Origin of the sequence: Archangium minus, from assembly GCF_044360475.1 — a bacterium.
GTDB lineage: Bacteria > Myxococcota > Myxococcia > Myxococcales > Myxococcaceae > Archangium > Archangium minus.
Map to the genome: position 1 here is coordinate 11,983,404 of NZ_CP043494.1, position 19,082 is coordinate 12,002,485.

The 19,082-nt window shown below is 67.9% G+C and carries 20 protein-coding genes; 11 read left to right on the forward strand and 9 right to left on the reverse strand.

Annotated features, from left to right (window positions below):
- Window positions 1-24: 24 nt before the first annotated feature.
- The 3 genes from F0U60_RS49180 to atpG form a co-directional block, all read right to left on the reverse strand.
- The gene (locus F0U60_RS49180; protein WP_395811223.1) at window positions 25-570 is read right to left on the reverse strand and encodes a hypothetical protein; all 546 of its coding nucleotides are present in this window, start codon (window positions 568-570) and stop codon (window positions 25-27) included.
- A 30-nt stretch (window positions 571-600) separates the two neighbouring features.
- Complete coding sequence (atpD, locus tag F0U60_RS49185) at window positions 601-2,046, reverse strand: F0F1 ATP synthase subunit beta (RefSeq protein WP_395811225.1); 1,446 nt, start codon at window positions 2,044-2,046, stop codon at window positions 601-603.
- A gap of 115 nt (window positions 2,047-2,161) precedes the next feature.
- Window positions 2,162-3,070: an ATP synthase F1 subunit gamma gene (gene atpG / locus F0U60_RS49190; RefSeq protein ID WP_395811227.1), complete on the reverse strand. Its 909-nt coding sequence runs from the start codon at window positions 3,068-3,070 to the stop codon at window positions 2,162-2,164.
- A gap of 240 nt (window positions 3,071-3,310) precedes the next feature.
- Between atpG and F0U60_RS49195 the strand changes: the two genes are divergently transcribed.
- From F0U60_RS49195 to F0U60_RS49210, 4 genes are all read left to right on the forward strand, one after another.
- Complete coding sequence (locus F0U60_RS49195; RefSeq protein WP_395811229.1) at window positions 3,311-3,733, forward strand: response regulator; 423 nt, start codon at window positions 3,311-3,313, stop codon at window positions 3,731-3,733.
- Window positions 3,734-3,839: 106 nt separating this feature from the next.
- Window positions 3,840-4,469, forward strand: coding sequence for a vancomycin high temperature exclusion protein (locus F0U60_RS49200; RefSeq protein ID WP_395811231.1), 630 nt, complete (start codon window positions 3,840-3,842; stop codon window positions 4,467-4,469).
- Window positions 4,470-4,569: 100 nt separating this feature from the next.
- The gene (locus F0U60_RS49205) at window positions 4,570-4,842 is read left to right on the forward strand and encodes a hypothetical protein (protein ID WP_395811233.1); all 273 of its coding nucleotides are present in this window, start codon (window positions 4,570-4,572) and stop codon (window positions 4,840-4,842) included.
- A gap of 17 nt (window positions 4,843-4,859) precedes the next feature.
- A complete protein-coding gene (locus F0U60_RS49210) occupies window positions 4,860-5,996 on the forward strand; it encodes an AI-2E family transporter (protein ID WP_395811235.1) in 1,137 nt (378 codons plus the stop codon).
- Window positions 5,997-6,042: 46 nt separating this feature from the next.
- Here F0U60_RS49210 and F0U60_RS49215 read toward each other — a convergent pair whose 3' ends face one another.
- Window positions 6,043-7,680: an SMI1/KNR4 family protein gene (locus tag F0U60_RS49215; RefSeq protein WP_395811237.1), complete on the reverse strand. Its 1,638-nt coding sequence runs from the start codon at window positions 7,678-7,680 to the stop codon at window positions 6,043-6,045.
- Window positions 7,681-7,861: 181 nt separating this feature from the next.
- Here F0U60_RS49215 and F0U60_RS49220 point away from each other — a divergent pair, with 181 nt between their 5' ends.
- From F0U60_RS49220 to F0U60_RS49230, 3 genes are all read left to right on the forward strand, one after another.
- Window positions 7,862-8,398 (forward strand): hypothetical protein, encoded by a 537-nt coding sequence (locus F0U60_RS49220; protein ID WP_395811239.1) that lies wholly within the window; start codon window positions 7,862-7,864, stop codon window positions 8,396-8,398.
- Between the two features lie 128 nt (window positions 8,399-8,526).
- Window positions 8,527-9,249, forward strand: a complete 723-nt coding sequence (locus tag F0U60_RS49225; RefSeq protein ID WP_395811241.1) for a DUF4142 domain-containing protein — start codon at window positions 8,527-8,529, stop codon at window positions 9,247-9,249.
- A 60-nt stretch (window positions 9,250-9,309) separates the two neighbouring features.
- Window positions 9,310-9,654, forward strand: a complete 345-nt coding sequence (locus F0U60_RS49230) for a thioredoxin family protein (protein WP_395811243.1) — start codon at window positions 9,310-9,312, stop codon at window positions 9,652-9,654.
- Window positions 9,655-9,657: 3 nt separating this feature from the next.
- Here the strand turns inward: F0U60_RS49230 and F0U60_RS49235 are convergent, their stop codons facing one another.
- Complete coding sequence (locus tag F0U60_RS49235; RefSeq protein WP_395811245.1) at window positions 9,658-10,704, reverse strand: hypothetical protein; 1,047 nt, start codon at window positions 10,702-10,704, stop codon at window positions 9,658-9,660.
- Between the two features lie 304 nt (window positions 10,705-11,008).
- Entirely contained in the window at window positions 11,009-11,134 is a 126-nt protein-coding gene (locus tag F0U60_RS49240) for a hypothetical protein (RefSeq protein ID WP_395811247.1), read from the reverse strand.
- A gap of 252 nt (window positions 11,135-11,386) precedes the next feature.
- On the opposite strand from F0U60_RS49240, the gene F0U60_RS49245 reads away from it, so the two are divergent.
- Both F0U60_RS49245 and F0U60_RS49250 read left to right on the forward strand, forming a co-directional pair.
- Window positions 11,387-13,369 carry a M3 family metallopeptidase gene (locus F0U60_RS49245; protein WP_395825775.1) on the forward strand — a complete coding sequence of 661 codons (1,983 nt, stop codon included), beginning with the start codon at window positions 11,387-11,389 and terminating at the stop codon, window positions 13,367-13,369.
- Window positions 13,370-13,401: 32 nt separating this feature from the next.
- Window positions 13,402-13,989 (forward strand): DUF2378 family protein, encoded by a 588-nt coding sequence (locus F0U60_RS49250; protein ID WP_395811249.1) that lies wholly within the window; start codon window positions 13,402-13,404, stop codon window positions 13,987-13,989.
- Between the two features lie 18 nt (window positions 13,990-14,007).
- Here F0U60_RS49250 and F0U60_RS49255 read toward each other — a convergent pair whose 3' ends face one another.
- On the reverse strand, window positions 14,008-14,583 hold the full coding sequence (locus F0U60_RS49255; protein ID WP_395811251.1) for a CDP-alcohol phosphatidyltransferase family protein: 576 nt from the start codon (window positions 14,581-14,583) through the stop codon (window positions 14,008-14,010).
- Window positions 14,584-14,659: 76 nt separating this feature from the next.
- A complete protein-coding gene (locus F0U60_RS49260; RefSeq protein WP_395811253.1) occupies window positions 14,660-15,463 on the reverse strand; it encodes a hypothetical protein in 804 nt (267 codons plus the stop codon).
- A 135-nt stretch (window positions 15,464-15,598) separates the two neighbouring features.
- Between F0U60_RS49260 and F0U60_RS49265 the strand changes: the two genes are divergently transcribed.
- Window positions 15,599-17,413, forward strand: coding sequence for a von Willebrand factor type A domain-containing protein (locus tag F0U60_RS49265; protein WP_395811255.1), 1,815 nt, complete (start codon window positions 15,599-15,601; stop codon window positions 17,411-17,413).
- A gap of 51 nt (window positions 17,414-17,464) precedes the next feature.
- Complete coding sequence (locus F0U60_RS49270) at window positions 17,465-18,076, forward strand: 2,3-diphosphoglycerate-dependent phosphoglycerate mutase (protein WP_395811257.1); 612 nt, start codon at window positions 17,465-17,467, stop codon at window positions 18,074-18,076.
- A 65-nt stretch (window positions 18,077-18,141) separates the two neighbouring features.
- On the opposite strand, the gene F0U60_RS49275 is transcribed toward F0U60_RS49270, so the two are convergent.
- Window positions 18,142-19,044, reverse strand: coding sequence for a LysR family transcriptional regulator (locus F0U60_RS49275; protein ID WP_395811259.1), 903 nt, complete (start codon window positions 19,042-19,044; stop codon window positions 18,142-18,144).
- Window positions 19,045-19,082 lie beyond the last annotated feature (38 nt).

The window sequence follows — 19,082 nt, forward strand, 5'->3', positions numbered from 1 at the left end:
CGTGCTCCCTCGGTACTGCTCTTTTCAGAAGGTCAGCTTGTGGGACTTGCTGCCCACCGTTTCGAACTCGATGTGCCCAGCGTCCGTCAGGCGCGGGCCCTTGCCCGGAACCCCGAGCAGTCCTTCCAACCACTTGAGGTGCTGGCCCAACTGCCGCACCTCTGGCAACTCGCGCTGGCCCACGAAGTCCAACAGGCTTCGTTCCTGCACCCGCCCACCCTGACGGTCATACTGCACCGCCACCACCGTGTTGGCCCACGCGGGCACCTTCCTGAACTTCTTGCCGGGCAGCTTCTTCGTGCCCTTGGGCGCCAGCGGGTAGAGCACCCACACCCGCTCTCCGTCATTGGAGACGAAGTACAGGTCGTCCACCCCGCCCACGCACTCCTTCAACTTCCAGACCGGCCCGCTCTCCTTCGACACCTCCAGCGTGCACTGCCCGGGGGCTTTCTCCACCAGGCGCACGCTGAAGGTCCCGTTGGCGCTCACCCGCGTACGGCTGGAGCGCTCCGCGGCAAACGCCGGGAGCGACACCAGCAACAGCATCACGATGAGGGCTGAGCGCAACACCTGAGCGGACCCCCCGGCGCGGTCGGCCGACTAGGCCGCCGCCATCTTGCGAGCCTTCTCCACCGCCTCGTCGATGCCACCCACCATGTAGAAGGCCGACTCGGGCAGGTCGTCGTGCTTGCCGTCGCAGATCTCCTTGAAGCCCTGCACGGTGTCCTGCAGCTTCACGTACTTGCCCGGGGCGCCGGTGAACACCGTGGCCACGAAGAAGGGCTGCGACAGGAAGCGCTGGATCTTCCGGGCGCGCGCCACCACCAGCTTGTCGTCCTCGGACAGCTCGTCCATGCCGAGGATGGCGATGATGTCCTGCAGCTCCTTGTAGCGCTGGAGGATGCCCTGGACGCGGCGAGCCACCGTGTAGTGCTCCTGGCCGAGGATTTCCGGCGTCAGGATGCGGCTGGTGGAGTCGAGCGGATCCACGGCCGGGTAGATGCCCAGCTCGGAGATGGCGCGGTTGAGCACCGTCGTCGCGTCCAGGTGGGCGAACGCGGTAGCGGGGGCCGGGTCCGTCAGGTCGTCGGCGGGCACGTAGATGGCCTGCACCGAGGTGACCGAGCCCTTGGTGGTGGAGGTGATGCGCTCCTGCAGACCGCCCATCTCCGTGGCCAGCGTGGGCTGGTAACCCACGGCGCTCGGGATGCGGCCCAGGAGGGCGGACACCTCGGAACCGGCCTGGGTGAACCGGAAGATGTTGTCGATGAAGAGGAGCACGTCACGCCCCTCGACGTCGCGGAAGTACTCGGCGATGGTCAGCGCCGTGAGGGCCACGCGAGCACGGGCGCCGGGCGGCTCGTTCATCTGGCCGTACACCAGCACCACCTGGCTCTCCTCCAGGTTGTCGATCTTGATAACCTTGGAGTCCTGCATCTCGTGGTACAGGTCGTTGCCCTCGCGGGTGCGCTCGCCCACGCCGGCGAACACGGAGAAGCCACCGCGCTCCACGGCCACGTTGCGGATGAGCTCCTGCAGGAGCACCGTCTTGCCCACGCCGGCGCCGCCGAACAGGCCGATCTTCCCACCACGGGTGTAGGGGGCCAGCAGGTCGATGACCTTGATGCCCGTCTCGAACATCTGGACGCGCACGTCCTGGTCCGTGAACTGGGGCGGCTGGCGGTGGATGGGCCAGCTCTCCTTGGCAGCCACGGGACCCTTCTCGTCCACCGGGTCGCCGGTGACGTTGAGGATGCGGCCCAGGGTGGCCTTGCCCACCGGCGCCTGGATGGGCGCGCCCGTGTTCTTCACCGGCTGGCCACGGGCCAGACCGTCGGTGGAGTCCATGGCGATGCAGCGCACGGTGTTCTCACCCAGGTGCTGCGCCACCTCGATGGTGAGGTTGTCGGCCGCCGAGCTGATGTTGACGTTCGTCACCTTCAGCGCGGTGTACACCTCGGGGAGCCCACCGGGCGGGAACTCCACGTCGACCACAGGACCGAGAACCTGGGTCACCTTGCCTACCGTCGGAACTTGAGCGCTCATGGACTGTTCTTCCGTTCCTCGTCGAAATTTGGATCCAGGGGACGGGCGGGCCCCCTCTACAGGTGGCCTCCCCCGGGGGTCAAGCTTCAAGGCCCCGCGGCCAGAAGCGTAGCTTCTACTTCAGAGCCTCCGCGCCAGACACGATCTCCATCAGCTCCTTGGTGATCACCGCCTGACGCGTGCGGTTGTAGGTGAGCGACAGGCTGGCGATCATGTCCGTGGCGTTGCTCGTCGCGTTCTCCATAGCGCTCATACGGGCGCCATGCTCGCTGGCGACGCTCTCCAGCAGGGAGCGGTACAGCTTGATGGACACTGCCTGGGGCACCAGCCGATCGAGCACGTCCTGACGGCCCGGCTCGTACTTGAAGTCCACCAGCGCCTGGGTAGGCGCGGCCACCGGAGCGGCCTGTCCAGCCTGGGCGGCCGTGGGGGCGCCCACCGACAGCGTCTGCAGCGGCAGCAGCTGCGCCACGGTCACCTTCTGGCTGATGGCGGAGATGAACTCGTTGTAGATGACGTAGACGGCGTCCACCTCACCCTTGAGGAAGCGAGCGCTCAGCTCCTCGGCCACCTGCGAGGCGTGGGGGTAGTCCAGCCGCTGGTAGAGGAAACCGAAGTCCTTGCGCATCTTCTGGCCGCGCTGACGGAAGAAGTCGTTGCCCTTGCGGCCAACGGTGGAGACCTCAATCTCCCAGCCGCTGTTCTCGTAGAGGAAGCGGCTGGCGCGCCGGATGACGTTGGAGTTGAAACCGCCCGCCAGGCCGCGGTCCGAGGTGAGCAGCAGCACCTCCACCTTGCGCACCGGGCGCGAGGCGAGCAGTGGATGCGCCAGACCCTCGCCCTCGGAGCGGGTCGCCAGGTCGGAGATGATCTGGTCCAGCATCTGCGCGTAGGGACGCGCGGCGATGATGGCGTCCTGCGCCTTGCGGAGCTTCGCGGCGGCCACCATCTTCATCGCCTTGGTGATCTGCCGCGTGTTCTTCACCGAGCGGATGCGCTTGCGGATGTCGCGAAGGGACGCCATGGGGCCACCAACTCCTGTGGAAACGCGGGCGTGAGCCCCTCCAGGAGGGGCGGAGCCCGGACGCGGCCCCCTATATAGGGCGGTGTGCCGGCCGGTCAACCGTGGCCTTCCAACAAGTGAGCCCCGAGACTGATGCCGGGCATTCAGGCACGACGTCCCCCCTCCTCCGGGGGTGCCGGACTGGACCCGGAGGCTTAGCCTTGGAGGGCAGGTTCCCACTGCTCGGCGGAGCTCTGACACATGGCGTCCCTCCGTGGCCCGGTACTCATCGTGGAGGACGACCCGGACATCCGGGAGTCCCTCCAGAACTTCCTGGAGTCCAATGGCTACCCGGTCCTCGCGGCGAGCCACGGCAAGGAGGCCCTCGAACGCATGGGGCAAGTGCCCCGGCCGGCGGTGGTGGTGCTCGACATGTCCCTGCCCGTCATGGATGGCCACCGGCTGCTCACGGCCCGGAAGGGGGATGCCACGCTGCACTCCATCCCCGTCATCATCCTCTCGGCGGCCATGGCGGGGATGAGCCCGAGGGATCGGGCCCTGTACGCGGCCAGCTACGGGGTGGCCTCCTTCCTGGGCAAACCGGCCGATCCCAAGCAAGTCCTGGAGGCCGTGGAGCGGCACTCGCTGAAGGCCGAGGTACCATCCGCCGGTGTCCCCGTGTGAGCACCAGGCAAGAGAGCGACTTCCCACGGGGAATGAAGGGACGAGAATAGGCTTCCCGGCGGTTGGGCCGGGGACCATGGGGAGAGGCGGCAACAGAGCACGTCAGGTGCGTCGGTGGATCCTGCGGCTGCTGGCCCTGGGGCTGGCGGCGGTCCTGTGCCTGTGGGTCATTTCCCTCTATGTCGAGGGGCGCTACGTGGATCGCATCATCCCCCGGGCCGAGGCCCCCCAGAAGCCGGTGGCGCTCGTATACGGGGCAGGGCTGGCTCCCGGGGGTGTCCCCTCGGCGGTGCTGGCCCAACGGCTGGATGCGGCCATCGACCTCTACCACTCGGGCAAGGTGGACACCCTGCTGCTCAGCGGGGACAACTCGGACCGCTTCCATGACGAGACGCGAGCCATGGTGCGCTACGTGCTGGACCGGGGCGTCCCAGCCTCCGCGGTGCAGGAGGACGACGCGGGCCTGTCCACCTACGACAGCTCTGTGCGGGCCCACACCGTCTTCGGCGTGCGAGAGGCAGTGCTCGTCACCCAACGTTTCCACCTGACGCGCGCCCTCTACATCGCCAACTCGGTGGGCATCGACGCCTGGGGGGTGGCCGCGGACGAGGGGCGGCCCCGCACCCGCCGCTACGCCCTGCGCGAGACGTTCTCCCGGGTGCTGGCCTTGGGGATGGTGCTGGCCCAGGCGGAGCCCCGCTACCCCTCCGGCCGGACGCTCCCCTCGTCGCGCTGAGCCACCTGACAGGCAGGCAGCCGCGCTCTGTTGCGTGGAATCCATCGGGTTCGCACCGTTGGCTCGGAGCAGCCAACCCGGCGTGCTCGGAGGAAACACCATGCGCTTCAAGAATCTCGGGTCCGAGGACGTGGGCGAGTCCGAATCCCTGCGCAACCGGGACCCCGTCACCGGCCAAGAGCAGATCAACTTCACCGACGCGGAGCTGACCGCGACCCCGCCCCTCGAGGACGACCCGGACTACCGGGACATCCTCCCGGATCAGATTCACGAGTTCCGGCGGGGTGACGAGGAGGAGCAGGAGGAGGAAATCACCGCTCGTCCGAGGGAGCCGTTGCGGCCCGTGCCGCCCAACGACATGCCGGAAGGCTAGGCGGGAGGGCCGCGCGCTTGGCGACCCACACACGACCCCGCTCCCAGGTGACGCCCCGCACGGTGTGGACGGTGGCGTTGAACGTGCTGGCGCTGGTGGCCCTGCTGTGGCTGTTCGCCAAGGCCTGGACAGTGCTGACCTGGGTGATGGTGGCCCTGTTCCTGGCGCTGGCGGCGAACCCGCTGGTGCGCTGGCTGGAGGCGCGAGGATTGCGCCGGGGCCTGGGCGTGCTGGCGGTCTCACTGCTGGGGCTGGGCCTGCTGGGGGCCCTGTTGATGACGCTGGTGCCGATGCTCATCGAGCAGGGCCGTGGGCTGGTGAGGGCGGCACCGGACTACATCGAACGGCTCCAGCACCACCCCTGGGTGCAGAAGCTGGACGAGCGCTATGACCTCATCGACCGGGTGTCCGCGGAGCTGCGCAACCGGATATCCATGGCGCCAGGGCCGGTGCTCGGGGTGGTGACGAACATCCTCCGGGAGCTGGCGGCCGGGATGACCATTGCCGTGCTGACGGTCTTCTTCCTGCTGTTCGGAGCGGACCTGTTCGACAAGGCACTGCAGTGGGTGGAGCCGTCACGGCGCGAGCACTGGCGGAACCTCGGTCACGAGATGCACCGCACGGTGGGCGGCTACGTGGCGGGAGCCTTCCTCATCTCGTTCATCGGCGGTGGGGTGACGGCGGTGTCCATGCTGCTGCTGGGGGTGCCCTACTTCCTGCCGTTGGGACTGGCCATGGCAGTACTGGGGCTCATCCCTTTTGTGGGCTCCCTCCTGGGCGCCATCCTGGTGTCGGTGACGACGCTCGCCTCGGTGGGCACGAAGGAGGGCCTCATCGCCCTGGGCGTGTTCCTCGTCTACCAGCAGGTGGAGGGCAACCTGCTGCAGCCACTCATCCAGCGCCGGACGCTGAAGATGAACCCGCTGCTCATCGCCCTGGTGATGCTGGTGGGCACGAGCCTCACAGGGCTCATCGGCGCCCTGCTGGCGCTGCCGATCGCCGGCGCAGTGCAGGTGCTGCTCCAGGATCGACTGGTGCAGCTGCGCGAGCAGTGGCGCAACGGCGAGGGCGGGGAGAGGCGGGTCATCCTCGCGCCCGAGGACACGAGACCCCGCGAAGGGCCCCCCGCCGAGCCGCCCGTCATCCAGCACTGAGCCCCCCCTCCCTCGTTGGGAAGAAGCGCCAGGGTGCTGACGTGGCTCAGCGCCGACCGCGCGCCGCGCCTCGCTTGCCGGCGGTCCGGGTGCTCGCGGCCTTGCGCGCGGGAGCCTTCTTCACCGCCGCCTTCCGAGCCGGAACCTTCGCCGCCGTCTTCTTGGCGGCTGCCTTCTTCGCCGGGGCCTTCTTCGCCACCGGCTTCTTCGCCGGAGCCTTCGCCGCCTTCTTCGCCGGAGCCTTCTTCACTGGAGCCTTCTTGGCGGCTGCCTTCTTCGCCGGGGCCTTCTTCGCTGGCGCCTTCTTCGCCGGGGCCTTCTTGGCCGGCGCCGTCGCAGCCTTCTTCGCCGGTGCCGTCTTCGCTGCCGCCGTCTTCGTTGGGGCCTTCTTCGCTGGAGCCTTCTTGGCCGGCGCCTTCACGGCGGGCTTCACCTCGACAGGAGGTTTCACCGAGCCCCTCTCGCCAGTGGGGGACGTAGCCAGGGCAGGCACTGTCTTCGCGGCCGTCTTCACCACAGCAGCGGCGCCCTTCGCGGCAGTCCTCACCCGGGCTGCGGCCTTCTTCACCGCCGCCGGTGCAGACACCACGGGCTCGGCCTGCTCCTCCCCGGAGGACTGCAGGAGCTGCACCACACGGCGCTCCGCGGCGGCCACCACAGGCTGCAGCAGTCCTTCATCAGCCTCCTCTTCAGACTCCTCGTCGGCCGCGGCCCGCTCCTCGGGCTCTTCCTCTTCGGCCTCCTCCTCATCCTCATCGTCGGCCTGGGCTGTGGCCTGCTCCGCCTCAGTCTCGTCCTCGGCTGTGGCCTCGGTCTCCTCCTCTTCCTCCTCGTCCTCGGCGGACTCCTCCTCTTCCTCTTCCTCGTCCTCGGCTGTGGCCTCGGTCTCCTCCTCCTCCTCCTCGTCCTCGGCTGTGGCCTCGGTCTCCTCCTCTTCCTCCTCGTCCTCGGCTGTGGCCTCGGTCTCCTCCTCCTCCTCGTCCTCGGCTGTGGCCTGCTCCGCCTCGGACTCCTCCTCCTCCTCATCGGCCTGAGCCGTGACCTGCACCGCCTCGGTCTCCTCGTCCTCCTCCGCCTCGGCCGTGACCTCCTCCTCGTCCTCGTCCTCCTCCTCGTCCTCTGGCTGCCCGCCCTCCTCGTACTCCACGTGGAGCTCGCTCAGGGCGCCCTGCACCGCGGAAAGGGCCCGGGCGAAGGTCCTGTCACCAAACTCCTCCACCTCAGCAGGAGGCACGAGCACCTCGAGCATGTCGCGCAGCGAGCGATACAGCCGCAGCTCGCGCTTCTCCGTCTCCCAGGTGCCGTAGATCCAATCATCGTCCGAGAGCGTCTCCGCCCAGCTCGGCAGAGGGCTATCCGCCTGCTCCACCATGGCGGACTTGCGCGCCGCGAAGAGCTGCCGGTGGGGACCCTTCACCCCGATGCGCCAGACGCCCGCGGCCGGCAGGCTCTCCAGCTTCAGGCGCGTCTTCTCCAGCACGCTGGGCGCGCCCTCGGGGCCATGCAGCGGGAAGAGGGTCACATCTCCCTGGAACTCACCGCCGTCGAACCTCTGGTACAACAGGCCGAGCTCCACGGGGAAGGGCACCCCGCACTCGGTCTCCGCCCGCCGGACATCCTCCGCTCCCACTCCGGCTGCCGTCCGCTTCGCCGACTTCTGAAGTCCCTCCAGCCACTCGTACATATCCCCTCCGCGTCGAAGGGCCCCAACTTATGGCGCCCGGGGCCTGCTGCGCAGTGCGCCTCGTCGGATATTGTGCACAGCCAGCGCCCCTGTGGGCAGCCTTTCCGCACCCACGGGAGCTGCTGATCCCGTGTTGAGTCAACCCACGGGAACACCCTCCACATCCCCTCGCGGAGTCCCCATGCGACGTCTCTTCCTCCTGATCCCCCTCGCCCTCTCCCTGATCGCCTGCGGCGGCGCCGGCCACGAAGGCACCGTCACCTACTCCGTGCGCCTCAAGCCCAGCAACGTGACGGGCAGCACCATCGCCAATGACCTGCGCGTGGAGCCAGGTGATGTCCAGTGGACAGCCTTCCTGAACCAGGCCCGGGAGACCCTGGGCGAGGCAGCCACCCGCTTCGAGGTGACCGGCGCGCGCATGCAGCTCGACGTGACGCAGTCGAAGAACGTGGGCACGCTCCAGGACGTGCTCACCGGCGAGACGACGGCCTACCTGCGCTCCAGCGAGACGGGGACCCAGGTCGACATCGCCTCCGTCGAGGAGCCCCGCGGAAGCGCCCAGGTGGACATGGACACGACCGGTAACTCCCTGGAAACCCTGGAGAACAACCTGGCGAAGGGAGACTTCCGCCTCGGGCTGCGTGGAACCACCACCCGGAGCACCAGCAGCGACTTCGAGGCCACCATCACCCTCACCCTCGACGTCACGGCTCGCTAACCCTCGGACGCCAGGGCCCCCCTGCCCGACCGGGGGGGCCTCGCTCGTTGCCCCGCTCTTCCCCCCTGTCCTCCCGCCCCCTCCCGAGCCCAGCTTCTCCCGGAAAAGACCGACAAGGAGTGGAGCACATGAAGCGCTCGTGGGGACGATGGGCACTGCTCGGAACGCTGGTGGTGGGCGGCTCGGCGATGGCGCAGGGACGGCCAGGCGCCTCCCAACAGATTCCAGAGCAACAACAGCAGCCACACCACCAGCAGAAACGCGACCCGATGGCGCTCCAAGCCACCCAGCTGGGCCGGGCGATGGTCGCCGACGGTGTGCCCGCCTTCCTCTCGCAGCTCCAGCGCATCAACGAGACGGAGATCACCCTCGGGGAGCTCGCCCATGAGAAGGCCTCCTCGCCCTCCGTGCAGCAGTACGGCGAGCACATGGTGCAGGACCACCGGAAGGCCCAGCAGCAGATCGCGGACCTCGCGAAGCAGCGCAACCTCCGGCTTGATCCCATGATGGAGCCCACCAACGACGTCCAGCGCCGGCTCCTGAGCGCCACCGATGCCACCAAGGCGAAGCTGTCCGTGCTGCAGGGTCAAATCTACGACCAGCAGTACCTGGCCTCACAGGTGGCCTCCCACGACGAAACCATCCAGATCGTGACAATCGGGCGGCAGCTGTACCCCGAGCTCGCGCCCGTGCTGGATGGACTGCTGCCTCGGCTCCAAGAGCACCGGAGACAGGCGTACCAGCTCCTCGGGCAAATCCAGCCTCAGCCGCAGGCCCAGGCCGGTCAGCCGCAGCCGCAGCCGCAGCCGCAGCAGAAGCAGGCCCGTCCGCCCGCTGGCGAGCGCCGCTGAGCCACCACGGGAGCCCGCTTCTCCGGTTGAAGCGGGCACACCGCGCGGTTAGGCAGGGGCATGGCACATCCCGTGAGCTACGACGCGACGACGGAGACCTTCGACGCGCTGGTGCTGCAACCCAAGGACGAGCTGGTGGTGGTGGACTTCTGGGGGCCCGGCTGCCCCAACTGCGACATCTACGCGGCGGCCGAGCCCGCGCTCCTGTCCGAGCTGGAAGGGGCGCGGATGCGCGTGGTGAAGGTGAACGCGTACGAGCACGAGGAGCTGGCCCGACGCTTCGGGCTGTACGGCATCCCCACCTTCCTGCTGTTCCGCGACGGCAAGCTGCTCGGGAAGATGAGCCAGTACTATGGACGCGAGTACTGGCTCGGCGTCGTCAGGGATCACCTGCCCACGGCCTGAGCGCTAGCGGCGCAGCTCGGGGAAGGGCGAGGTCGGCGAGCAGTAGCGCCCGGTCACCAGTGACCAGCGCACGTTGCCGTGGATCCACGCCTTCATCCCCTCCACGTACGAGAGCACCCGCGGATCCACCGGCCCCGACGCCAGCAGCTCCTCCTCGCACGCGATGAACGCGTCCGTGTCCGCGTTGATGAGCGAGATGGCCTCGTCGATGGCCTCCTCCAGGCCCAGCTGCCGGTTGACCTGGAGCACGTACACGAAGTTGTTCGGGTTGTTGTGCCAGAGGACCTCCTTCTCGAAAGAGAAGAGATCATTGGTCAGCCCCACCACCCGCGTGCACAGGTGCCGCATCCGCTGCACGAGCGGCAGCTGGAAGAGCGCCTCGGGCAACTCCTGGCCCTCCTGCGCGAACTCCACCAGGTCCTGGGCCGTGTACATGGCCGAGTCCATGGCGCGCTGCTCAATGTAGGGCTCGAGCTCGGGGACATTGCCCGCGGCCCAGTTTCGCGCGGCCGGGAGCGTGCCCCGGTAGAGGTAGTCCTCCGCATCACGGGCGAAGCGCTCCAACCACATGTCGCTCGCCAGCCGACACATGCGCGTGTGCAGCTCATGGGTAAAGCGCTCGAGCGGCGTCGCACGGGAGCGCAGGGGCCCCCCTCTCAGCACCTTCAGGCACGCCTCCACATACGCCTGGAGGTACTCCGGACGCTGGCCCACCTCCTTCTGCTCGTCGGCCTCGTCATCGAAGAGGAACAGCCACACGTGCCAGTCATTGCACAGCTCCAACCGCTCCCGCGTCCCCTTCGGGTAGGTGTACGCCGTGAGCAGCCCGAACTGGCTCGCATCGAAGCGCTTCACCCGCGACGGCTCCTTGGGCAGCAGCTTCACCTCGAGCACCCGCGCCCGCGTGGCCCGGTCGATGGCCTTCGCATGCAGGCTCGGCTCCAACGGACAGGACGGGGGCATCCGCAGCGCCGACAGGCTGGGACCCTGAAGCAGTGGCACCTCTTCTGACAAGGCAGCAGCGGAACCCGAGTTGATGGCCATCAGCATCGGCACCTCGCGACAGGGTGTGGGCTCAGACGGGACGCATCCCTTAGTACCCGACCACGCTGTAATTTTGCAACGTTGCTACAAAAACCACACTGTAGGCGTGAGTGGCTGAGCTGAGTCTCCGGGCTCCTGCTTTCTGACGAATTGAGAACATCAGACTAGTGGTAATCACTGAGTTTCACGACAACCTAATGAATTGGGAAAGGCAACGTTTCTGTTGAACACAGGATAGCGGGGCCACGTGTCCTTCGAGCGGATCAGAAAATGATGGCATTGTGGCACGACGCGCCGAGTCGACTCGCGCTCAGTCCAGCAGGATGCGGCAGCCGTCGTCTTCCGACGCCATGGCCGCCTCCTCCATCGAGGCCAGGTCCGAGTCCACCTCCGGCGACTCCTCGAGCATCGTGAGGAACCGGCGAGCGATCTCCACGTCCCCGTGCAGTCCCGGCTCCGGACTCTGGCCGCGTGCAGGGAAAGACCCTCACCCAAGCCCTCTCCCAGAGGGAGAGGGGACATCCACAGTGGGGCACGTCTACCCGCTACCGGTACGCATCCCGGCTGCGGTCCCCTGCTCCCAACGCTACATTCCGCGCCTCCGTACACCCCAGAAGGAGTCGACTTGAGAATCGCCGCTCTCTCCCTCGCGGCCGCCCTCGGCGCGGCCGGCTGCTCCCACTCGACCATGACGAATCCCGAGCCCTCCTCCGTTCAGGCTGAAGCCCTCAAGTCCCTGCCAGCCCCCGAGGGCTCCAAGCTCATGTCCGGAACGCTCGAGGCCTTCAACGCCTCCTGCTCCGCCGACCTGGAGAGGGCCCGCGCGCAGATCTCCACCCTGAAGACCCTCAAGTCCGCCACCGACGGCCGTGCCGTCCTCGCGGCCTATGACGAGGCCACGGCCGCGATTGGCAATGCCCTCAGCCGCTCCAGCCTCACCCGCGAGGTGCATCCCGACGCAGCCTTCCGCGATGCCGCTCGCGCGTGCGAGCAGAAGGCGGACTCCCTCAACGTGGAGATCTCCCAGGACCGCGGCGTCTATGACGCCCTGGCCGCCGTGGACCTCTCCAAGGCCGATGCCTCCACGCGCTACTGGATGGAGCGCACCCTGCTCGACTTCCGCCGCGCCGGCGTGGACCGCGACGACGCCACCCGCGCGAAGGTGAAGACGCTCAACGAAGAAATCCTCAAGCTCGGCCAGGCCTTCAACCAGAACATCGCCGAGGACGTGCGCAAGGTGGAGCTCGACCCCAAGGAGCTCGCCGGCCTCCCCGAGGACTTCATCAAGGCCCACGCGCCGGGCGCCAACGGCAAGGTGGTCATCACCTCCAACTACCCCGACTACTTCCCCTTCATGACGTACGCGCGCGACGGCAAGGCGCGCGAGAAGGTGTGGCGCGCCTACCGCCAGCGCGCGAACCCGAAGAACCTGGAGGTGCTCAACCAGCTCATCGCGAAGCGCCACGAGCTGGCCACGCTCCTGGGCTACCCCACCTGGGCCGCGTACGTCACCGAGACGAAGATGACGCGCACGCAGCAGGTGGCCTCGGAGTTCATCGACAAGGTGGCCGCCACCGCCGAGCAGCGCGCGAAGCAGGAGTACGCGGACCTGCTGGCCCGCAAGAAGAAGGACGACCCCAAGGCCACCGTGCTGGAGCCCTGGGATCAGGACTACTACGAGGACCGGCTCAAGGCCGAGCAGCTCGGGTTCGACTCGCAGTCGCTGCGCTCCTATTTCGAGTACGGGCGCGTGAAGAAGGGCGTGATGGACATCACCTCGCGCATGTGGGGCATCACCTACGTGCCGGTGAAGGACGCCTCGGTGTGGCACCCCGAGGTGGAGGCCTACGACGTCACCGAGAACGGCACGCTGCTGGGCCGCATCTACCTGGACATGCACCCGCGTGACGACAAGTACAAGCACGCGGCGCAGTTCGACATCGTCGCGGGACAGGCCGGCAAGCGCTACCCGGAGGGCGCGCTGGTGTGCAACTTCCCCAAGGAAGGCGCGCTGATGACGCAGGACGAGGTGGAGACGTTCTTCCACGAGTTCGGTCACCTGCTGCACCACGTCTTCGCCGGCCGCCAGCAGTGGAAGGGAATTACGGGCATCTCCACCGAGTGGGACTTCGTGGAGACGCCCTCCATGCTGCTGCAGCAGTGGGCCACCAACCCCACCATCCTCCAGGAGTTCGCCCGCCACCACGAGACGGGTGAGGCCATCCCCGCCGCGCTGGTGGAGAAGCTCCGCGCGTCGAAGGAGTTCGGCAAGGGCCTGTGGACGCGCCGGCAGATGTTCCTGGCGGCGGTGTCGCTGGACTACTACTCGCGCGCGCCGGGCTTCGACACCACCGAGTCGCTGAAGAAGCTGCAGGAGAAGTACAGCCCGTTCCGCCACGAGTACCGCGACGGCACGTACTTCCAGCTCGCCTTCGGCCACCTGGAGGGGTACTCGGCCGCCTACTACACGTACGTCTGGTCGCTCGTCATCGCCAAGGACCTGGAGACCGAGTTCCAGAAGCACGGCTACCTGGATACGGCCACCACGATGAAGTACCGCAAGACGGTGCTCGAGCCCGGTGGCTCCAAGCCCGCCGCCGAGCTGGTGAAGGACTTCCTCGGCCGGCCCTACGGCTTTGAGGCCTACCGCGCGTACCTCGACGCGAAGTAGCCTGTCGAGCGACTCTTCCCAGGGGGCAGTTCGTGGACAGCCGTGAGGCGTTGAACCTTCGCATCCGAGCAGCGACCGAGAAGGATCAGCTGCTCGGCATCTTCTTCGACAGCTCCCAGGAGAACCTCGAGCGGATGCTGGGCCCGGCAGCGGCAATGGCCGTGCGCGCGGAGGCCCTCGGCTCACGCAGCATCGTGAGCTTCTTCCGCTACCCGGTGGCCGATCTCCTCAAGCTGGCCGACCTGGGCGTGCAGCGCAGCAAGGCGGGCACGAGCAACTACGACGGCTCCATCGCGGAGTTCGGCCGCGCGGCGGTGAACTACTTCTTCGACTCGCAGGCAGGAAAGATGATGTCCTTCCTGTCGGGAGACGAGCCCCACCGGCTCATGGCGAGCTCGCCCTCCGCCTACAAAGCCGTCACCACCTTCGGTGAGCGCACGTACGAACGGGTGGGGGCCCGCTCCGGCCGGCTGATCTGCCAGGGGGAACTGCTCGGCCCCGCGTGGATGCAAGGCGTGGTGGAGCAGGCCCTCCTGAAAGCGGCGAAGGTGACCGCGCGCGTGCGCGTGGAGGTGAAGAACACCCCCGGCACCGACTTCACCGTCCACGTGGAATGGTAGCTTCCGCGGAGCAACTCCTCACGCGGCCCCACGCCCCGAAGGCGTAGGGATGTGAGGCCCGCGAGGGCCGGGACGAGCCCTCGCCCGCCACACCGCCGCCGTGTAGTCCACCACCGAGGCGAGCGCAGTCAGGCCCACGGCAATCACCAGCGGACGCACCAGCACCGGCACCAGCAGCACCGCGAGGAGCGCTCCGAGTTGCAGGGTCGTCACCACCTTGCCCAGCATCCGAGCCTTGAACTGCACGGGCCGGAACTGCGGCACGATACGCGCCACGATAAAGCCCAGCCCCGTCGCTACGTCGCGCACCACCAGGATGCCGAACTCCACCGGCGTCAAGCTGCCCTCCAGGACGAAGGTCAGCAGCGCCACCATGACGAAGGCCCGGTCCGCGATGGGATCGATGAGCGCGCCCCAGTACGACTCCAGGTGTTTGTGACGGGCGATATACCCGTCCAGGAAGTCCGTTAGCGCCGCGGCCACCACCAGACCCACTCGGACCAGCGGGTCTTCCAGCACGACAAAAACAGCCGCGAGGGGCAGACGGGTCAGGGACAGCGCGTTGAGGAGCGTGAGGCTCGTGCGGCGGCGCATACGCCGAAGCTAAGGATGACTCCCGCCCTTTGCATGCCGAGCAGCAAGCCCCTGCCCGCTCCTCGGCTCGCTCTGTCTACTCGTTGTCCGAGGGTTCCGCGTCCGACGGCCTGTCGTGCAGACAGAAAGCCCCCCCGAGCCGCAGCGCCGCCATCACCAGGGGCAGCAGGGACAATAAGACATAGGAACTGTCCATTCCTCCCAGCATGGAGAGGGTGACACCCAACCAGGGCAGACCCGGGAGCGCCACCAGCAGGAGCAGGAGGTAGTGCAACCACGGCCTCCGCGACACTGGCTCGGACCCCAACAGGAAGGCTGGCAGGAACGAAGTGAGGGTCACCAGCAGCGCCCAGAGCAGAACGAACGGCCACGCCTCCACGCCCGCGCTGATGCCGAAGAAGAGCACGGGCAGCAGCTCCACCAACCCCGCCACACTGGTCGACACCGCGCCCAGACCGTGGCGCGAGCTGCGCTCCACCCCTGCTCCGGTGGCCTTCCGTTCGGCGGCACGCGCCTCGGCGAACAGCTCTGGTGGCACCTCCAGCGCATGGGGATAACCGAGTTCCGCCAGCGCCAGCACCGCCGCATGCCCCACCTGGCGCCCATCGCGGCCCGTGAACGTACGGACCTGCGAGTCCTCCAGGATGTCGTGCAGCAGCTCCGCCCGCTCCCGTGCCTCCTCGCCAGGCCCCAACGGCAACGCGAGCCCGCTCAGGAGCGCATCCACGTCGGAGCGGCTCACTCCCGGGGCTCGCACCTGCTCCAGCAGCTCGCGAGGGGACGGCAGCTCGCGAGGGGATGGCAGCTCACCGAGACTCACGAGCTCGGAGACCTCGGTAGTCGCTTCAGACGCACGGACGGAGGGGCGTGAACGTTCCACGATGGGATTCAGCCTGTCCCATCCCCGCCCCGGAGGGAAGGGCACCCGGCCTTCACCTGCACCTCGGGAACCCGTCGCGCACGCCGTTGTCCAAGGGCTCCGACAGACGAAATCCACCCAGCCTGGAGGCAGTGCATGAGACGAAAGACCCTGGCCGTCACGGGAGTCGTGTGCGCGCTGGCCGTTGCAAGCGGGACGCTCGGCAGATGTCAGCGCGCCGAAGAGGCACAGCCACTCGCGATGGAGCAGACGGTGTCCCGAAAGGTGATGCTCGCGGAGCCTCAGGCCATGAAGCAGCAACAGGCCGAGGCCCCGAAGCGGGAAGACGCGCCTCCCTCGCCCGACCGGAGCGCACTGTTCGGCGCGAAGGTCTTCAATGCGGACAGCGGAGGCACCGCCTTGGGGCTCCGAGGGCTCGGGCTCAAGGGCGCGGCTCAGGGGGCGGGCGGCGACACGACCCTGGGGATTGGGATTGGAGGCCTCGGGACCCGGGGCCGGGGAGGCGGAGGCAAGGCCAGCGTGAGCGTCCCACGTGCCCATGTCCCCGCTGAGCCGCTCGCCAACAACGCCGAGCCGTCCAGCGACCACGCGGTGAATCCCTTCGTCACCGCCGCCGAGGACCGGCTGTCCACCTTCGCCCTCGACGTGGACACCGCCTCCTATACCCTCGCGCGGCGCACGCTTCTCGAGGGCAGGCAGCCGCCGCGCGAGCTCGTGCGCGTGGAGGAGTTCCTCAACTACTTCCGCTACACCTACCCCGAGCCCCAGCAGGAGGCTCCGCTCGCGGTGCACCTGGATGCGGCGCCCTCGCCCTTCACCCCCGGCAAACACCTGCTGCGCGTGGGTGTCCAGGGCAAGCGCCTGAGCATCTCCAAGCGCAAGCCCGCGCACCTCACCTTCCTGGTGGATGTCTCCGGCTCCATGAACTCCCCGGACAAACTCCCGCTCGCGCAACGCTCCCTGCGCCTGCTCGTGGACAACCTGCGAGATGGCGACACCGTGGCGCTCGTCACCTACGCGGGTGGCGTGAGGCTCGCGCTGCCCCCCACCGGCCTCGAGCACAAGGCCCGCATCCACGCCGCCATCGAGGAGCTCACCGCTGGGGGCTCCACCGCCATGGCCTCCGGCATTCAGCTCGCCTACCGGCAAGCCATGAAGACGCTGGATGGGCGCTCGGTATCGCGCGTCATCATCCTCTCCGATGGCGATGCCAACGTGGGCCCCTCCTCGCACGAGGAAATCCTGAAGCTCATCCGCGGCTACGTGAAGGAGGGCGTCACCGTCACCACCGTGGGCTTTGGCATGGGCAACTACAGGGACACGCTCATGGAGCAGTTCGCCAACCAGGGCAATGGCAACCACTACTACGTGGACTCGCTGATGGCCGCGCGCCGCATCTTCCAGGAGCAGCTCGGCGGCACCCTGGAGGTCATCGCCCAGGACGTGAAGCTCCAGGTGGAGTTCGACCCCGCCCAGGTGGCCCGCTACCGGCTCGTGGGCTACGAGAACCGGAACATCGCCGACAAGGACTTCCGCAACGACAAGGTAGACGCGGGGGAGATCGGCTCCGGCCACACGGTCACCGCGCTCTACGAGTTGGAGCTGAAGCCCGGAGCAGGCGATGGCCTGGCCACCGTGCGACTCCGCGCCAAACAGCCCCGGGGCGAGACGGCCTCGGAGCACGTGTACCGCTTTCCCGCCAGCGCGCTCGCGGCCTCCTTCACCGGAGCCCCTCAAGACCTGCGCTTTGCCACCGCCGTCATGGGCGCCGCGGAGCTACTGCGCCACAGCCCGCACGCCGAACGCTGGAGCCTCGAGCAGGTGGTGAAGATTGCCCGGGACGCCACGCCCCGAGGCAACGCCGAGCGCGAGGAATTCCTCAAGCTGCTGGAGCGCACCCGCGCGTTGAGGAGCCCGGTGGCTCGGCGAGGGGACCACACGGCCAACTAAGCGGAATCATAGAGGTTTACATCCAGCCCCGGGTTCTAGTAGGGCGCGCCTATGCCCATTCTCGCTCTCGTCCGACACGGTCAGTCCCTGTGGAATCATGAGAACCGCTTCACCGGCTTCGTGGACGTTCCCCTGACGGAGAAGGGTCGCTCGGAGGCCCAGCAGGCCGCCAAGGCGCTCGCCGGCCTGAAGTTTGACGTGGCCTACACCTCGGCCCTCACCCGCGCCCAGGAGACGCTGGCCATCATCCTGCAGACGCTCGGCCAGCCCATCCCCGTCATCCGCGACGCCGCCCTCAACGAGCGCCACTACGGCGATCTCCAGGGCCTCAACAAGGAGGACGCCGCCAAGCGCTGGGGAGACAACCAGGTGAAGCTGTGGCGCCGCTCCTACGACACGCCGCCCCCCAATGGCGAGTCGCTGGAGATGACGGCCAAGCGCGTGCTGCCCTTCTACGACCGCGCCATCGCGGGCGACCTGCGCCAGGGCAAGAACGTGCTCGTGGTGGCGCACGGCAACTCCAACCGCTCCCTGGTGATGAAGCTGGACAAGCTCACCGGCGAGCAGGTGGTGGGCCTGGAGCTGGCCACGGGCGTGCCGCTCATCTACGAGATGACCACCGAGTGCGACGTCCTCAGCAAGCGCGACACCGCGGCGAAGTAATGCCTGTCTCTCGGGCTGGGGAGGGACGTAGACGCGCCCCCAGCCCGCGTTGACGGTGCAAGGGTTCAGCGGCGTGGGAGGATGTCTCGCGCCATGTCGATGAACGCGCGCAGCGGGCGAGAGGCTCGCGTGCGGTTCGGGAAGTACAGGAAGAGGCCCGGCACGGTGGGCGCCCAATCTTCCAGCACGGGCCGCAGCGCACCGGTGCGCAACCAGGGTGCGGCCTCGAGCTCCGCTACGTAGGCCAGGCCCAGTCCCGCGGCGGCCATGCTGAGGAGCAACGGCGCGTGGTCCGAGGCAAGCGGCCCCTTCACTGGAACGCTGAGCTCCCGCCGCCCCTGTTCGAACTCCCAGTGGTACGGCAGCCCCGTCGAGGGCGAGCGGTAACCCAGGCAGGCGTGATTCACCAAATCCTTCGGCCGCCGCGGAGCACCGTGCCGCTCGAAGTACGAGGGGGCACCCACGACGAGGAACCGGAAGGCGGGCGTGAGGCGCACCTGGACCATGTCACGCTCCACCGCCTCAGTCAGACGGATGCCCGCATCAAAGCCTTCCTCGACGATGTTGACGAACCGGTTCTGCACGGACACGTCGACGCGGACATGCGGATGGGCCACGAGGAATTTCGTCAACACGGGCTCGACCACGAGCGGCAACGAGAAAGCGGGCACCGACAGGCGAAGCGAGCCCGTGAGCTGCGTGGTGTCGGCGGACAGGTACTCGAGCGCCGCCAGCGCTGACTGGAGACCCGGCGCGGCGTCCTCCATGAGCCGACGCCCGGCCTCCGTGAGCGACACGTTGCGCGTGGTGCGAGCGAGCAGCGCCTGCCCGAGCTTCTCCTCCAACTGACGGACGGCCTGGCTCACCGCGGAGGAGGAGACCCCGAGCTCCTTCGCGGCCTGGGAGAAGCTGCGACGCCGGGCGACGGTGACAAACACGGCCAGGGCATTGAGGGGCGTGAGGGCCATTTCTAAGAGATTCTAAAGAGTGTGTGCGGATTCCGCGT

What these genes read in the sequence shown, in the direction of transcription:
- atpD (WP_395811225.1), bottom strand. Translation starts at nt 2,046, where the DNA reads ATGAGCGCTCAAGTTCCGACGGTAGGCAAGGTGACCCAGGTTCTCGGT.
- atpG (WP_395811227.1), bottom strand. Translation starts at nt 3,070, where the DNA reads ATGGCGTCCCTTCGCGACATCCGCAAGCGCATCCGCTCGGTGAAGAAC.
- F0U60_RS49195 (WP_395811229.1), top strand. Translation starts at nt 3,311, where the DNA reads ATGGCGTCCCTCCGTGGCCCGGTACTCATCGTGGAGGACGACCCGGAC.
- F0U60_RS49205 (WP_395811233.1), top strand. Translation starts at nt 4,570, where the DNA reads ATGCGCTTCAAGAATCTCGGGTCCGAGGACGTGGGCGAGTCCGAATCC.
- F0U60_RS49215 (WP_395811237.1), bottom strand. Translation starts at nt 7,680, where the DNA reads ATGTACGAGTGGCTGGAGGGACTTCAGAAGTCGGCGAAGCGGACGGCA.
- F0U60_RS49220 (WP_395811239.1), top strand. Translation starts at nt 7,862, where the DNA reads ATGCGACGTCTCTTCCTCCTGATCCCCCTCGCCCTCTCCCTGATCGCC.
- F0U60_RS49225 (WP_395811241.1), top strand. Translation starts at nt 8,527, where the DNA reads ATGAAGCGCTCGTGGGGACGATGGGCACTGCTCGGAACGCTGGTGGTG.
- F0U60_RS49230 (WP_395811243.1), top strand. Translation starts at nt 9,310, where the DNA reads ATGGCACATCCCGTGAGCTACGACGCGACGACGGAGACCTTCGACGCG.
- F0U60_RS49235 (WP_395811245.1), bottom strand. Translation starts at nt 10,704, where the DNA reads ATGCTGATGGCCATCAACTCGGGTTCCGCTGCTGCCTTGTCAGAAGAG.
- F0U60_RS49245 (WP_395825775.1), top strand. Translation starts at nt 11,387, where the DNA reads ATGACGAATCCCGAGCCCTCCTCCGTTCAGGCTGAAGCCCTCAAGTCC.
- F0U60_RS49255 (WP_395811251.1), bottom strand. Translation starts at nt 14,583, where the DNA reads ATGCGCCGCCGCACGAGCCTCACGCTCCTCAACGCGCTGTCCCTGACC.
- F0U60_RS49265 (WP_395811255.1), top strand. Translation starts at nt 15,599, where the DNA reads ATGAGACGAAAGACCCTGGCCGTCACGGGAGTCGTGTGCGCGCTGGCC.
- F0U60_RS49270 (WP_395811257.1), top strand. Translation starts at nt 17,465, where the DNA reads ATGCCCATTCTCGCTCTCGTCCGACACGGTCAGTCCCTGTGGAATCAT.
- F0U60_RS49275 (WP_395811259.1), bottom strand. Translation starts at nt 19,044, where the DNA reads ATGGCCCTCACGCCCCTCAATGCCCTGGCCGTGTTTGTCACCGTCGCC.